Here is a 14,045-nt window from a genome sequence, read left to right on the forward strand (position 1 = left end):
ATCACACGGTCACGCTGCCGGCGCGGTCCCTTCGCGTCGACGCTCGGGCAGCAGCAGCGCGGCGACGCAGCCGATCACGACGACCACCGGCAGCAGCCAGAGGGCGGCTTGGAAGTCGGCGATGGTCGGGCTCTGCGGCAGCAGTGCGGACGGAATGGAGGTGAGCAGTCCGCCGACGATGAAGCAGACGCCGTTCACGATCGCGGACGCGCTGCCGATCAGGGCGCCGTCGACCGCCTCGCCGGCGACGGTGAAGCCGAGCATGTGCCCGCCGGCGAAGAACCCGATCGCGAACATGAAGGCCAGCGCGGCGCCGGTGGCGACGTTCGGCAGGTAGATCACCAGCGCGATCGCCGCCGCCTGGAGCAGGAGCGCCCAGAACGCCGGCCACTTGCGGCTGTGCCAGCGGTCGGAGACGACGTTGACGATCGGCGCCCCCACGGCGAGACCGAGCCAGGCCAAGGCCGTCAGCACGGTGGCGAACCCCGTGTCGGCGCCGTGCGCCTCCATGATCCGCGGACCCCAGAGGGTGCCGACCGCCAGCATGGCGCCGAAGGAGGCTCCGGCCAGGATGGACGAGAGGATGACGCGGTAGTTCGCGAACGAATGCCCCAGGTCGCGGAAGATCTCACCGAAGACGCTGCCGGACGGCTTCGCGACGGGGAGGGCCGGATCGGGGGCGGGGTTGCGGACGAACGCGATGAACAGCACCACCAGCAGGACTCCGAAGCAGCCGAACGCGACGAGCAGCTGCTGCCAGGTCAGCGCGGACAGCGACGCCTGGATGAGCGGCTGCCCGATGGCCGAGCCGAGCGAGGCGACCGTCTGCACCAGCCCGAACATCAGGCCGTACTTCGCCGCGTCGAACCACTTGCCGCCGATGTAGCCGGCGCCGACGAAGCCGAACGAGGATCCGACCGCGAGGACGGCCTGGGCGATCACCAGGGTGCCGAAGTTGGTGGTCCCGGCGTACAGGAACGCGCCGACGGTCACGAGCGCGACGGCGATCGCCATCAGGGGCCGCGTGCCGAACCGATCGAGCAGGGCGCCGGAGAAGAACTGCACGATCGCGAACACCCAGGTGTACGTGGAGGCGGCGAGGCCGACCTGCGCGATGGTGAGCCCGGCGGTCTTCTGGATGTCCGGCGACACGACCGCGTATCCGGTCTGGATCGCGAACAGCCACACGACGAAGATCGTGGCGAGCACCCAGATGAGCCACGCCTCCGGCCCACCGATCGCGCGGTGGCCCTCGAACCAGCGATGCGAGCCGTGATAATACGCCGCGTGCCCACTCGATGACATGTCCGTCCCTCCGTCTCGCCTACGCCAGAGCCGACGCTCAGGCGGTATGCCCGTCGCGCGCGTACGCGATCTCGCCGCCGACGTAGGTCGCGGCGATCGTGCGGTCGTCCCCCATGGTCGCCAGCACGAAGAGCTGCTCCTCGAGCGACTCGACACGGGCGCTGCGGAAGGCGAGCAGGTCGGTGGCCTGCGGGTCGAGGACGATGAGGTCCCCCTCCTTGCCGACCTCGAGAGAACCGATCCTGTCCTCGATGCCGAGGGCCTGCGCCCCACCCAGAGTGCCGAGGTAGAGCATCTTGATCGCGTCGAGGGGGTACTGGGTCAGCTGCGCGACCTTGTAGGCCTCGTTCATCGTCGACAGGATCGAGAAACTGGTCCCGGCCCCGATGTCGGTGCCGAGCCCGACCGTCATGTTGTGCCGGAGGCTCTTGGCCTGGTGGACGTGGAAGAGCCCGCTGCCCAGGAAGAGGTTCGACGTGGGGCAATGGGCCACCGCGGAGTGCGTCTCGGCGACGCGGATCCGCTCCTGCGCCGTGAGGTGCACGCCGTGCGCGAGCACGGCTCCGGGCCCGAGGAGCCCGGAGCGGTCGTAGACGTCGAGATACCCGGCGCTCGTCGGGAACAGTGAGCGCACCCAGGCGATCTCGCCGAGGTTCTCGGAGACGTGCGTGTGCATCAGCGCACCGGGGGTCTCGCGGCGGAGGGTCGCGGCGACATCGAGCTCCTCCTGCGTGCTGGTGGGCGCGAACCGCGGGGTGACGGCGTAGAGGTTGCGACCGGTGCCGTGCCAGCGCTCGATGAGCGCTGTGGAGTCGTCGTACGCGCTCTGCGGGGTGTCGAGGAGCGCCTCGGGGGCGTTGCGGTCCATCAGCACCTTGCCGCCCGCCATGCGGGTGCCCCGGCGCATCGACTCCTCGAAGAACGCGTCGACCGAGCCCGGGTAGACCGCGGCGAAGGCGAGCGCCGTCGTGGTGCCGTTGCGCAGCAGCTCGTCGAAGAACACGGAGGCGACGGCCGCCGAGTAGGCGGGGTCGGCGAACTTCTGCTCGGCGACGAACGTGTACTCGTTCAGCCAGTCGATGAGCTGGGCGCCGAACGCTCCGATGATGCCGGTCTGCACGTAGTGGACGTGGGAGTCGACGAACCCGGACGTGATGAGGCGGTCGGGGTAGTGGTCGACGTGCACGTCGGGCCCGAGCCGATCCTTCACCTGGCTGTACGGCCCGACCGCCGTGATGATGCCGTTCTCCACGAGCACCAGGCCGTCGGCGATGTCGATCAGGACACTGTCGTCGCCTTCGATGAACGGGTCGCCCTTCACCGTGACGACGTGTCCGCGGACGGCGTGCGTTCCCGCACCGCCGTGCTGTGCCGAATAGAAGACCACCGGACCTCCCCGAGCCAGAAGTCGTGCGACGCTGCGTTCACCGGCAGGCTAGACCCCTCCTTCCACCCCTGGCTAGTACCGGCACTCCCGGCCGGTCTCGCTGCTAGGCCGCGGCACCCGGACGCGGGTCGCGGAGGAGGAGCGCGGCCACCACACCGACCGCGAGCACGGCCGGCATCAGCCACAGCACGCCGCGATAGTCGGCGATGCCGGGGGAGTCGGGCAGGAGCGCGCTCGGGATGGAGGTGAGCAGCCCGCTGACGATGAAGCAGCAGCCGTTCACGATCGCCGAAGCGCTGCCGATGAGGGAGGGCGGGACGGACTCCCCCGCCACGGTGAATCCGAGCATCTGCGCACCGGAGAAGAGACCCACCGCGAACATGAGCGCGACGGCAGCGCCCGGCGCTTCGGTCGGCAGGTAGACCACGAGCGCGATCGCGACGCCCTGCACCGCGAGGGAGATCGCCGCCGGCCACTTCCGGCTCCCCCAGCGGTTGGAGACGATGTTCGCCAGCGGCGCCCCGACGGCGAGCCCCAGCCACGCCACGGCGGTGAGCACGGTCGCGAAGGCGGTCGTCATGCCGCGGGCCTCCATGATCCGCGGACCCCACAGGGTGCCGACCGCGAGCATCGTGCCGAACGACGCGGCCGACAGCACCGCCGCCAGCACGACCTGCCGGTTCGCGAAGCAGCGCCCCAGTTCCACGAAGATCTGGGCGAGCACGCCGCGCCCTCGCGCGGTCGCGACCCCGACCTTCGGTGCGGACACGGGCACGGGGACCGGTGCCGGGTCGCGCACGAAGACCAGGAACAGGACGACCAGCAGGATGCCGACGCACCCGAACGCGACGAGCAACTGCTGCCAGGAGAACACCTGGAGCAGGGCGAGGATGGCCGGCTGGCCCACCGCCGACCCGAGCGAGGCGAAGGCCTGGACCAGCCCGAACATCAACCCGTACCGTGCGGCCACGAACCAACGGCCGCCGATGTAGCCGGCCCCGACGAATCCGAAGGACGCTCCGAGGGCGAGCACGACCTGGGCCAGCGCGAGCACGAGGAAGTCCGTCGTGCCGGAGTACAGGAAGGCGCCCACTGTGACGAACCCGACCGCGATGGCGAGCAGGGGCCGTGACCCGAATCGGTCGAGCAGAGCGCCGGAGAAGAACTGCATCAGCGCGAACACCCACGTGTAGATCGAAGCGGCCAGCCCGATCTGCCCGAGGTCGAGGTCGGCCGACTTCTGGATCTCGGGCGACACCACCGCGTACCCGGTCTGGATCGTGAAGAGCCAGACCACGAAGACCGTCGCCAGCACCCAGATCAGCCAGGCCTCCGGGCCGCCCAGTCGCGAGCGCTCTCGGATCGGCGCTGCGTCACGCTGCGTCATGCGAGCCTCCCTCTGCCGTCACCCTCGAGAAGCGGGGCCGCGGGTGGAAGCATCGACGGCGATGACGCGCCGGCTACCGGTCCGTGTCCGCCCCGTCGTCGTCGCCGAAGGTGGGCAGGGCGAACTCCGGCGACGTCAGCCCGGAGGTCAGCCCCTCGAGGCGATCGACCGTCTCGGGGCTCAGGATCTCCGGCCACTCGACGTCGATCCCTTCGGAGACCATCTGGCTCGCCGGGCCGAGCAGCAGACGCAGCTCGCGCAGCTCCCCGCCCTCATCCCGTCCCGGGAACGCGATCACCGCGGCCTGGCTGGCGCCGGCGAGCGCCGCACCGTAGTCCAGGATGGCGTCCGCGATCCGGTCGCCGGTGAAGAGCGAGGTCCCGCCGTAGATGATCCTGCGCATGCCTTGAATGTCCCCCGCTCCGGCCGCACATACAAGGGGGTGCGCGGAACAGGCCGTCCGACCCCGGGTCAGCGGCGCCGGAACGCTGCCGCTGGCGGGCAGTCGAACGGATCGCGGGCGGCGAGGCCCACCCGGTTCAGGTACTCGATGACGATGGCGTAGGAGCGGACCAGGGTGGTCTCGGTGTACGGGATGCCGTGGGTGGCGCAGTGCGCCCGGGTCAGCTCCCGTGCCCGTGCGAGCGAGGGGCGCGGCATGGAGGGGAACAGGTGGTGCTCGACCTGGTGGTTGAGGCCGCCCATCAGGGCGTTCATCCACCAGCCGCCCCTGATGTTGCGGGAGGTCAGCACCTGCTTGTTGAGGAAGTCGACGCGGGATCCGGCGGGCAGCAGCGGCATGCCCTTGTGGTTCGGGGCGAACGACGCGCCCATGTAGACGCCGAAGACGGCGAGCTGGACGCCGAGGAACGCGAACGCCATCCCGAGCGGGAGGAAGAGGAACACCAGTCCGATGTACACGCTGAGACGCACGGCGATGGCGGTGAGCTCCTGCGAGCGACCGACGGTGGGCCGGCGCTCCAGCAGCGAGCGGAAGGAGGTGACGTGCAGGTTGACGCCCTCGAGCATCAGCAGGGGGAAGAAGAAGTAGCCCTGGCGCCGGGTCATCGCCGCCATGAGGCCCTTCTGCCGTGCGGCGTCGGTCTCGGTGAACGAGATGGTGTCGAACTCGATGTCGGGGTCCTTGCCCACCGTGTTCGGGTTCGCGTGGTGCCGGGTGTGCTTGGTCATCCACCACTGGTAGCTCATGCCGACCAGCCAGGTGGCGAGGAACCGCCCCACCCGGTCGTTGACCGGGCCGGACGCGAAGATCTGACGGTGCGACGCCTCGTGCGCCAGGAAGGCGAACTGCGTGAAGATGATGCCGAGGGCGGCCGCGATCAACAGCTGGAACCAGGAGTCGCCCAGCAGCACGAAGCCGGCGACCGCCCCGCCGAGGCCGACCGTGAGCAGCGAGAAGACCGTGATGTAGAACCCTCGGCGGCGTTCGAGCAGACCCTGATCGCGCACCTGGCCGAGCAGCTCGTTGTACGTGCTGGTCACCGGCTGGCGGCCCTCGGGCCGGGTACGGGTGCGTTGCACGGGCCCGAGAGTGGATACGGTCATCGTGTTCCTCCGCTGCTGTCGATGCGACTTCCCAGCCGAGGTGTGGACGAGACCGTCCTAGATCTCTTGAGAGTACGGGGTGATGCTGTGCGTTGGCGGCGAAGGCGCCCCGTGTTCGACGGGACGCCTTCGACCGTTCACGCGGGTCGGATGTTCGACGCCTGCGGGCCCTTGGCGCCCTGCTCGACGTCGTACTCGACCTTCTGGTTCTCGTCGAGGTTGCGGTAGCCGCCGGTGGCGGCGATCGCGCTGTAGTGGGCGAAGACGTCGGCGCTGCCGTCATCCGGAGCGATGAAGCCGTACCCCTTCTCCGAGTTGAACCATTTGACGGTGCCTGTAGCCATCGTCTCTCTCTTTCGTGATGGGGAACCGTGGGAGCGGTTCCGTCCCCCGCGCCGAATGTGGCGCGGGCGTCTGTGCGTGCCCGACGTCGGGCACGGGATGGTGGCGGCGCGCAGGAGATCCTGCGCGGCCTCGATGGTCGCGGCGATGCCGCAGGGCCTCGACAGTTCGTCGAGGACGGCGAACCCCTCAGGGGTCCGGTGCGCCATGCCGGCGTACTCGCCAGCACGGGAGGCCACCCAGACGTCGTCGTCTGCCTGGCGCCAGGTGGTCGCGAACGGTGTCGCGTGTTCGAGAATGCTTGTGATGATCGTCCTTCGGCGCCACGGGAGGGGCGCGATGTCTGGTGGGGGTGACGGCCGGCGAAGGGGCTGCGTCACGTCGGGAGGAGGAATGAGGGGCTGCTTCGAGGAGAGTCAGCGCGAGGAGAGCGGGATTCGGCGATCGCCGTCACCGCGAGTCGAACGGCCGTGGTCCGGCCGGAGTACTGCGAGCGGGGCACATCGCTGTGCGGACGGGTTCAGCATACACGGACGGCCTGAGCGGGAGCGCACGGCACGGATCAGAGCCGTCGGATGGTCAGTGACTGCTCGGCGAAGCCGACCGCACCGCCGGTGTCGTGGAGCACGGAACGGGTGACGCCCAGTCCGCTCGCACCGAAGACGACCTCGGTGTCGAGCCCGAGCCAGGCGCCCGCCGGTTCGCGGTGCAGGTGCACGGTGAGGTCGACGTTGGGGAACATCCACTCGGTCGGGTGCCGCCGCACGGCCACGCCGTTCGCGGTGTCGACGAGCATCAGCCAGGAGGCCACGGGCTCGACCTCGACGCCCGCGACGAGCGCGCGATCGGTGGAGAGCCAGACGGTCGCCCGGCCGGGCTCGGGCGGCCGGATCGCCCGCGCGTCGAGGGAGGCGACATAGCCTCCGCGCCACACCGCGCTCATCGGCCAGTGCGGCGCGGACTCCGGGTCGGGGAGAGCGTGGGGCGCGCCTCCGGCCACCTCCGCGGTGTCGAACGAGGCGAGCACCCAGGCTCGCGCCTTGACGGCGGCACGGCCGCGGATGACGGCGGTCGCCTCGACCAACTCGATCGTGCGGCCGGGCCGGATGGTCTCGACCCGGATCTCCACCGGCTCGAGGGCGAGGAAGCCGAGGATGTCGAAGCTGATCCTGCCCAGCTGCAGCCGAGGGCCGGGCCGGGCCGCCGCGTGCTGCAGGATCTCGTGGGCGATCAGACCGCCCAGCGGGCTGAAATGGATCTCGTCATCGGCCCAGGCCCCGCCGGACTCGGAGGTCGGGGCGTACGTGTGCTCGCCCGTCTGCAGGAAGTATGCCGTCGTCGCCATGCGTCCAGCCTAGGTCGTGACGGGAAGCGGGCGATGGCACGGGATGCGGCGTGGGCCGGATGTCCCGACCTAGCCCGCCGAACGCGCCGACTCGGTGGTACCGGGCGTCCGGCCCTCCGTCCAGCCCGCCGCGGCGAGGATCTCGGCCGCGATGTCCGCGACGGTGCGTCCATCGGTCGCGACCCGGTGAACCGATCGCGCCTCGTCCAGTCGCGCCGCCGCGCTGCGGCTGCGCTCGATGTGCTCGGCCAGCCCCGACCCGATCTCACGGCGGCCGAGCCGCTCGGCCGCCGCCGCGTCGGAGGCCGTCAGCAGCACCCCGAACGGCCGCACGTCCGGGCCGAGGGCAGCCACCAGCGATGGCATCTGCAGCACGCTGACGGTGTTCGTGAAGATCAGCCGCGAGTAGCCGATGGCCCGGTAGTTGCTCCACAGGGCGGCGAGATTGCGCTCGGCCAGATCGATGCCCTCCCGCCACGGCTCGGGGTGCGCTTGATCCAGGTTGTCGCCTTCGATGACGGCGTGCCGGATGTCGGCGTGCGCGAGGATGCGCGAGGCCTCGGCGGCGACGGACGACTTGCCGACGCCCGATCGGCCTCCGATGAAGATGACGTCGGTGGGAGTCTGCGGATGCATCCCCCCATCCTGTCGGTCGAACCGCGCGCCGGACGGATTCGACGGAAGGAGCATGAGCACCAGGACGATGATCCCGCCCACCCCCGGGATCAGTCCCAGGAACCAGAAGCCGCCGCTGAGGTTGGCGTCGTGCAGCCGTCGCCACGCGAGGGCCAGCGTCGGGACGATCGTCGCGACGAACACCAGACCGCCGACGACGAGAACGAGCACGATGCCCGCGTCGACGTGGAAGCCGCCGCCACGCGGGCGCGAGAGGAGGGACGGGATGTATACCGCCTCCAGCAGCACCGCGATCACGAGGCCCACGAGCGCCCACCACCAGTACTCGCTCCGGCTGGCCCGCCCGGTGAACGTGGCGTATTTGCGCCAGAAGCGGCCGAATGCGATCGGGAAGGTGGCGCCGTAGTAGGGGGCGTCGAGGGGGACGGCGCGCGCTGCGGACGATGGTGCGCTCATGATCGCCTCCGGGGTCGGTCGTCGCTGAACCGCGGTTCGCCCTGAACCGTGCCGTCGACGCTACGCGGGCGGGCTGTGACACGCCTCGGACTCGCTGAGGGAGTTCGACGGATCGGACGCCCGCCCGCCCGACACACGGAAGCCCGGCACGAGGCCGGGCTCCCGCTGCTAGGTGGCGCTTTCACACCGAGGCCGAGGGTACGGCAGACCGATCTCCGCCCGCGCGGGGTTGACAGCCCGAGCGCACGGTGTCGCCCTCCGGCTCTCAGACCACGTCGTAGGTCAGGTGCGTCGCTGTCGAGCTGACGATCACCTCCCGCTGCCGCAGGCTTCGGGGCGGCCCCGCGACGAACAGCGGCGTCCCCGCGCCGAGGATCAGCGGCGAGAGATGGAGGCTCACCGTGTCCACGAGCCCGGCGGCGATCGCCGAGCCGATGAGGGCACCGCCACCCATGAGGACGATGTCGAGATCGGCACCGCGAGCAGCGGAGGCGGCTTCGGCACGCGCGCGGGCGGACGCGACGGCGTCGGCGAGGCCGGTGGTGACGAAGGTCCAGTCGAGGCCCGTCAGCCGGACCTCGGCCGGCGGCGCACTCGTCACCACCACGAACGCGGGCTTCCCGACCTCGGCGGCGCCGTAGCCGACCTCGTCGTTCCAGCCTCCCGGGCCGTCGATGATGTCGAACAGGTGGCGCCCCATGACGACAGCACCGGAGCGCTCGGTGGACCGCCGGAGGATCAGCTGATCGTCCGGGTCGTCCGAGAACGCCCAGGTGTGCAGCGGCTCGCCGCCGGTGCCGAGGCCGTTGCCGGGGCCGGCGTCCGGGCCGGTCACGAAGCCGTCGAGCGAGACGGTGATGTCGGCGACGACGCGCGTCATGACGCACGCTCCGCCAGCAGTTCGTCGAGCTTCTCGTAGCCCTCGCGCACGCCGTACTCCATGCCGGAGGCGATCATCGCCTCCAACGCCTCCTTCGAGGTCATCACGGAGCGGCCGACGAGGCGCGTGCGCCCGCCGGGGAGTGCCTCGAACCGGAGCCGGTCGAGGCTCACCTCGCCCGGCGCACCCAGGAACTCGAACGTCTGGATGAGCAGCTCGTTCTCGACCACGGTGTGGATGACGCCGCGGAACCCGTAGGTGCCCTCGGCGTCGGTCTGTTCGAAGCCGTAGCCTCCGCCCGTGCGGAAGTCCCAGTGGGTGATGACGGTCTCGAGAGCGCGCGGCCCGATCCAGCGCCGGTACAGCTCGGGGTCGGCGTGGGCCTCGAAGACGACCTCGACAGGCGCGTCGAACTCGCGGGTGAGATCGGCGTACGACGTGCCCGGGACGACGTCGATGACGACGGGATTGCTCATGACTCCTTCTCCTTCGTTGTGTCGGTGGTGCTTGTGCTCGTGCTCGTGTTTGTCCTCCTGCGATCGGCGCCGGAGGAGGGCCGGAGCACGGCGTCGAGGCGGCGGTAGCGGGCCTCGGCCTCCAGCCGGTAGCGATCGATCCACGATGTGAGCCGTTCGAGCGCGGCCGCGTCGAGGTGCACCGGGCGGCGCTGCGCCTCACGGGTGCGCCAGACGAGCCCGGCCGCTTCGAGGACGCCGATGTGCTTCGACACCGCCTGCAGGGTGATGTCGAACGGCTCGGCCAGCTCGCCCACCGTCGCCGGCCCACGACTCAGTCGGGCGACGATGGCCCGGCGGACGGGGTCGGCCAGGGCGGCGAACGCCGCGTCCAGCGCGGTGTCGGGACTGTTATCAATCATCAGCTTGATCAACCCTTCGGTTGAATACAACGTAGCCGCGCTGAGCAGGCGCGTCAAGAGCGCCGGGGTATCGGTCGTCGATTTCGCCTCTTCGACACCGCGTCGGGCCGTGTTTCAATGGGCGCAACCGGTCGTCGCGTCGGATGCGCCGCCTGCGTGACCCCGTCGCCCGTGCCGTCACCCTCAGCAGGAGGACGCATGCCCATCCCCGATCGCATCGAACCAGTCGTCGCGCAGCGCACGCTGCTCAAAGATGTGGTGCGCGATCGACTTCGCGAAGCCATACGCTCCGGCGCCCTCCACCACGGGGAGGCGCTGCGCGACGCCGAACTCTCGGAGTGGCTCGGGGTCTCCCGCGCTCCGATCCGTGCCGCGATGGACGATCTCGCACGGGAAGGCCTCATCGAAATGGCCCCCAACCGCTACACGCGCGTCGCGACCCCGAACGCTACAGACGTCCTCACCGCCCTCCATATGCTGGGCACGCTGTATTCGGGTGCGGTGCGGTTCGCCATGCCTGCTCTTCCAGACGACGCCGGCGAGACCCTGCAGACGCACTGCAGCATCGCGAGCGAGGCACTCCGCGGCGGCGACTTCGACGAGGTGCGCGCCACGTTCTACCCCGTGTTCGATGAACTCCTCGCCCGCTCCGGCAGGATGTACCGCGATCGCCTCACCGACACGATCGACGGGCTCCGCTTCGTGGCACAGATCGAGACCGCCTTCCACACACTCGGCGGCCAACGCCAGTTCTCGAGATCCGCGGACGTGTTCGTGGTGCTCCGCGATGCACTGGCCGCGCGCGACGTCCATGCCACCCGCAGTGCGACGGAAGAGCTGTTCGCGGGTTGGGTGCCCGTCGACACACGGGGCTTCGCGGACCGCAACTGATACGACATTTCAGTGGACCGGTTGCGCTGGTGTGGCTGGATGGACTACTTAGGCCGGAGCAACCACATGGTATAGGTACGATTCGCGGCCGTTCGACCCTAGACCCGCGGATTTTCGAGGTCCTGCAGCGATTCGTGCTTCAAGCGCGGCCGCACAACGACGATGCCGCTGCTGAGAAACGATAGGTCAACTACTGAAGTACGTGCGCGCGACCCAGCATGTTGGTCGACTGAGGCACTCGATGTGCTCTTGGGCCGACGGTGGGGAGAAGTCACGCGCCTAGCTTGGTTCTCGGCACCTCGTGGATCTACACCCCGATGGCTCTGCGACCAGCGATCGACCCCCACTTCGACCGATTGGTATCGATGCCGGCGCGTCGAACCGGTGTGAGAACAGTTCCGGCTCCGAGCGCCGTGTCCCGTGAGCGCGATCCCGTGCGCTCTGGATCCCAATTTCGCAACCTGTCTGAACCCGAAGGAAGACGCGCGTGACGAACGTACTCACCGGACCACGGTCCGTCCCCGAACAATCCACCACCGTGCGTGCACGACGCCGAGCCGGAGGCGAGATCTCCGCGCTCCGATGGATCGTGGGCGCCCTGCTCGTTGCGGCGGGCTTCACGATACTGGTGTCGGAGCACGCCCTGCGCGTGGTCGAGACACAGCTCGCCACATCCGTCGCCGGCGCGACATACGCGACCGACACGGTGTACGCGACGATCGGCCTCGATCCGGTCGTGGGCTTCACGATGGGCCATGGCTGGTTCGCCGCGCAGACCACGGCGTGGTGCGGGTCGGCGTACTTCGTCGGAGGCGTCTTGCTCGTCGCCGGCGCATCGGTCCTGGTCGGCCGCACATCGTGGGCGCGCGCGCTGGCATTCGGCGGTACGGGAGCCCTCGTCCTGGTCATCGTGGGCCAGTTGCGACTGATGCTCGCGGCCCTCGCGATGGGAATGTCCGCACAACCGGGCGCTCACACCCTCGACCACCCGATCGGCGTTGCGGCGATGGTCGCCTCGACGCTCGGTGTTCTCCTCGTCATCTTGTTCGCCCGCGGACCCGCGCGCCCACGCGCCTGACCGGCGATCCGATCCGCCGCAGGATTGCGGTGCCCTCAGCCGGAACACCGGCACTCCCGATGAAAGGTAACAATGAAGAAGTCACGAAAAGTCGGTCGCACGCTCGCTGCGGCCGGCACAATCACCGCACTCGCAGTCGGCGGAATGCTGGCCGCCGCGCCGGCCCAGGCAGCGGGACCGAGTGGAACTCAACTCACCGGCCCGATGATCCAGCTGACGAACTCCGGTCTGTACTACACGATTTCGGGCAACAACATCGCCACCGGAACCAGCGCCAAGAGCACCGCCGAAGCGGCGGCCGCGGTCAGCGGGGCAGCACGCTTCGAGTTCCCCCGCAGTGGCTCAACAGGCTTCGTCAAGAACGTCACACCGGGCTCGGCGTACAACGGAAAATGCCTCACGAGCAATACGGCCTTCGCGACGTGCTCGCCCTCGAGCATCGACCAGCTCTGGGTGGGAAGCTCCAGCGGCACGCGGGGCAACGACACCACAATCAATCTCCGCAACTCCAGCACCAACTACTACCTCAGCACGGACTCCGCCAACGGGAAATTCGCTACTTCGACGGCCGCCGGCAACTACGGTTGGATCAACGCATCCGGCCTCGTCGCGCCCGCCTCCGCTGATGTCGTGATCTCGGCCCCAGCCACCGGAACGACGGTAGGGATGAAGGGTGCGACGTTCACGGGCACGGCGACTCCGAACTCGACAGTGGAGATCACGGACTCCACTGGCAAGGTTGTCGGCACCGCGACCACCGACGCGACCGGCAATTGGTCGACGACGCTCACGCTTCCCGATGGCCCAGCGAATTTCACGTTCACCTCGGGCACGAAGTCGGCCACCTGGTCGGGTCTCGTGATCGATGACAGTGCACCGCTGATCGTCACCACGCCGAAGGCCGGGTCGACTTTGGTCAGCTCGCAGGTCGAATTCACGGGGACCGCGGAGCCCGGCGCCACGGTCACGATCAAGGATGCCGACGGTAAGACGGTCGGATCGACGGTTGCCGGCGTCGACGGGGCATACAAGGTCACCGTCACCCTTCCCGAGGGTTCCACGTCCGCGACGGTAGAGGCCGGTTCCCGTAGCGTGAAGGTCGAGGACCTGAACGTCATCGCCAAGCTCGAGGTCACCACCCCGACCCCGGACGCCACCATCGGCACCAACGGCACCGAGTTCACCGGCACCGGCCAGCCCGGCGAGAAGGTCGTCATCACCGACAAGGACGGCACCGTCCTCGGTCAGACCACCATCGACGACAACGGCGAATGGACCACCACCGTGAAGGTCCCCGAGGGCTCCGCCCCCATCACCGTCACCGCCGGCGACCAGACCGTCATCCTCGACAAACTCACCGTCGTCGACGACACCGCTGCACTGGTGGTCACCACCCCGCAGGGCGGCGCCACCATCGTCGGACCGGACGTCACCTTCGACGGCACCGGCCAGCCCGGCGACACCGTCGCCATCAAGGACGCCGACGGCAAGACCATCGGCGAGACCACGGTCAACCCCGATGGCAGCTGGAACGCCACCGTCCCGCTTCCCGGAGGCGGCACCGTCACCGTCGAGTCCGGCGACCAGACCGTCACCATCGAGGACCTGAACGTCATCGCCAAACTCGAGGTCACCACCCCGACCCCGGACGCCACCATCGGCACCATCGGCACCGAGTTCACCGGCACCGGCCAGCCCGGCGAGAAGGTCGTCATCGCCGACAAGGACGGCAACGTCCTCGGCATGACCACCATCGGCGACAACGGCGAATGGACCACCAGCGTGAAGGTCCCCGAGGGCTCCGCCCCCATCACCGTCACCGCCGGCGACCAGACCGTCATCCTCGACAGACTGATCATCGCCGACGACACGGAGAAGCTCGAGGTCACCACCCC

Annotated in this window: 14 protein-coding genes; 3 read left to right on the forward strand and 11 right to left on the reverse strand. The window is 69.3% G+C overall.

The window, feature by feature from the left end:
* Window positions 1–9 precede the first annotated feature (9 nt).
* The 11 genes from U870_RS0120065 to U870_RS0120115 form a co-directional block, all read right to left on the reverse strand.
* Window positions 10–1,305 (reverse strand): MFS transporter, encoded by a 1,296-nt coding sequence (locus tag U870_RS0120065; RefSeq protein ID WP_025159151.1) that lies wholly within the window; start codon window positions 1,303–1,305, stop codon window positions 10–12.
* Between the two features lie 37 nt (window positions 1,306–1,342).
* Complete coding sequence (guaD, locus tag U870_RS0120070) at window positions 1,343–2,692, reverse strand: guanine deaminase (RefSeq protein WP_025159152.1); 1,350 nt, start codon at window positions 2,690–2,692, stop codon at window positions 1,343–1,345.
* 103 nt (window positions 2,693–2,795) lie between these two features.
* The gene (locus U870_RS0120075) at window positions 2,796–4,079 is read right to left on the reverse strand and encodes an MFS transporter (RefSeq protein ID WP_025159153.1); all 1,284 of its coding nucleotides are present in this window, start codon (window positions 4,077–4,079) and stop codon (window positions 2,796–2,798) included.
* Between the two features lie 73 nt (window positions 4,080–4,152).
* Window positions 4,153–4,482 (reverse strand): hypothetical protein, encoded by a 330-nt coding sequence (locus U870_RS0120080; RefSeq protein ID WP_025159154.1) that lies wholly within the window; start codon window positions 4,480–4,482, stop codon window positions 4,153–4,155.
* A gap of 68 nt (window positions 4,483–4,550) precedes the next feature.
* Entirely contained in the window at window positions 4,551–5,645 is a 1,095-nt protein-coding gene (locus U870_RS0120085) for a fatty acid desaturase family protein (RefSeq protein WP_025159155.1), read from the reverse strand.
* Between the two features lie 137 nt (window positions 5,646–5,782).
* Window positions 5,783–5,989 carry a cold-shock protein gene (locus tag U870_RS0120090; protein ID WP_025159156.1) on the reverse strand — a complete coding sequence of 69 codons (207 nt, stop codon included), beginning with the start codon at window positions 5,987–5,989 and terminating at the stop codon, window positions 5,783–5,785.
* Between the two features lie 560 nt (window positions 5,990–6,549).
* Window positions 6,550–7,332, reverse strand: coding sequence for a thioesterase family protein (locus tag U870_RS0120095; protein ID WP_025159157.1), 783 nt, complete (start codon window positions 7,330–7,332; stop codon window positions 6,550–6,552).
* Between the two features lie 69 nt (window positions 7,333–7,401).
* Window positions 7,402–8,424 (reverse strand): DUF805 domain-containing protein, encoded by a 1,023-nt coding sequence (locus U870_RS25125; protein WP_081815381.1) that lies wholly within the window; start codon window positions 8,422–8,424, stop codon window positions 7,402–7,404.
* Between the two features lie 265 nt (window positions 8,425–8,689).
* Window positions 8,690–9,304 carry a dihydrofolate reductase family protein gene (locus tag U870_RS0120105; protein WP_025159159.1) on the reverse strand — a complete coding sequence of 205 codons (615 nt, stop codon included), beginning with the start codon at window positions 9,302–9,304 and terminating at the stop codon, window positions 8,690–8,692.
* On the reverse strand, window positions 9,301–9,780 hold the full coding sequence (locus U870_RS0120110) for an SRPBCC family protein (protein WP_025159160.1): 480 nt from the start codon (window positions 9,778–9,780) through the stop codon (window positions 9,301–9,303). The genes U870_RS0120105 and U870_RS0120110 overlap by 4 nt, the downstream gene beginning before the upstream one ends.
* On the reverse strand, window positions 9,777–10,181 hold the full coding sequence (locus U870_RS0120115) for an ArsR/SmtB family transcription factor (RefSeq protein WP_052357863.1): 405 nt from the start codon (window positions 10,179–10,181) through the stop codon (window positions 9,777–9,779). Before U870_RS0120115 ends, U870_RS0120110 begins: the two co-directional genes overlap by 4 nt.
* 198 nt (window positions 10,182–10,379) lie before the next feature.
* Here U870_RS0120115 and U870_RS23360 point away from each other — a divergent pair, with 198 nt between their 5' ends.
* The 3 genes from U870_RS23360 to U870_RS0120130 all read left to right on the forward strand — a co-directional run.
* Window positions 10,380–11,072 carry a GntR family transcriptional regulator gene (locus tag U870_RS23360; protein WP_025159162.1) on the forward strand — a complete coding sequence of 231 codons (693 nt, stop codon included), beginning with the start codon at window positions 10,380–10,382 and terminating at the stop codon, window positions 11,070–11,072.
* Window positions 11,073–11,559: 487 nt separating this feature from the next.
* Window positions 11,560–12,150: a hypothetical protein gene (locus tag U870_RS0120125; protein WP_025159163.1), complete on the forward strand. Its 591-nt coding sequence runs from the start codon at window positions 11,560–11,562 to the stop codon at window positions 12,148–12,150.
* A 72-nt stretch (window positions 12,151–12,222) separates the two neighbouring features.
* The coding region (locus U870_RS0120130) for an Ig-like domain-containing protein (RefSeq protein ID WP_162819206.1) at window positions 12,223–14,045 on the forward strand (1,823 nt) is incomplete at its 3' end.

It is taken from the genome of Leifsonia aquatica H1aii (genome assembly GCF_000633535.1).
Taxonomy (GTDB): Bacteria; Actinomycetota; Actinomycetes; order Actinomycetales; family Microbacteriaceae; genus Leifsonia; species Leifsonia aquatica_A.

Excerpts from the sequence above, each read along its gene's own strand:
- U870_RS0120065 (WP_025159151.1), bottom strand. The coding sequence starts at position 1,305 with ATGTCATCGAGTGGGCACGCGGCGTATTATCACGGCTCGCATCGCTGG.
- U870_RS0120075 (WP_025159153.1), bottom strand. The coding sequence starts at position 4,079 with ATGACGCAGCGTGACGCAGCGCCGATCCGAGAGCGCTCGCGACTGGGC.
- U870_RS0120080 (WP_025159154.1), bottom strand. The coding sequence starts at position 4,482 with ATGCGCAGGATCATCTACGGCGGGACCTCGCTCTTCACCGGCGACCGG.
- U870_RS0120085 (WP_025159155.1), bottom strand. The coding sequence starts at position 5,645 with ATGACCGTATCCACTCTCGGGCCCGTGCAACGCACCCGTACCCGGCCC.
- U870_RS0120090 (WP_025159156.1), bottom strand. The coding sequence starts at position 5,989 with ATGGCTACAGGCACCGTCAAATGGTTCAACTCGGAGAAGGGGTACGGC.
- U870_RS0120095 (WP_025159157.1), bottom strand. The coding sequence starts at position 7,332 with ATGGCGACGACGGCATACTTCCTGCAGACGGGCGAGCACACGTACGCC.
- U870_RS25125 (WP_081815381.1), bottom strand. The coding sequence starts at position 8,424 with ATGAGCGCACCATCGTCCGCAGCGCGCGCCGTCCCCCTCGACGCCCCC.
- U870_RS0120105 (WP_025159159.1), bottom strand. The coding sequence starts at position 9,304 with ATGACGCGCGTCGTCGCCGACATCACCGTCTCGCTCGACGGCTTCGTG.
- U870_RS0120110 (WP_025159160.1), bottom strand. The coding sequence starts at position 9,780 with ATGAGCAATCCCGTCGTCATCGACGTCGTCCCGGGCACGTCGTACGCC.
- U870_RS0120115 (WP_052357863.1), bottom strand. The coding sequence starts at position 10,181 with ATGATTGATAACAGTCCCGACACCGCGCTGGACGCGGCGTTCGCCGCC.
- U870_RS23360 (WP_025159162.1), top strand. The coding sequence starts at position 10,380 with ATGCCCATCCCCGATCGCATCGAACCAGTCGTCGCGCAGCGCACGCTG.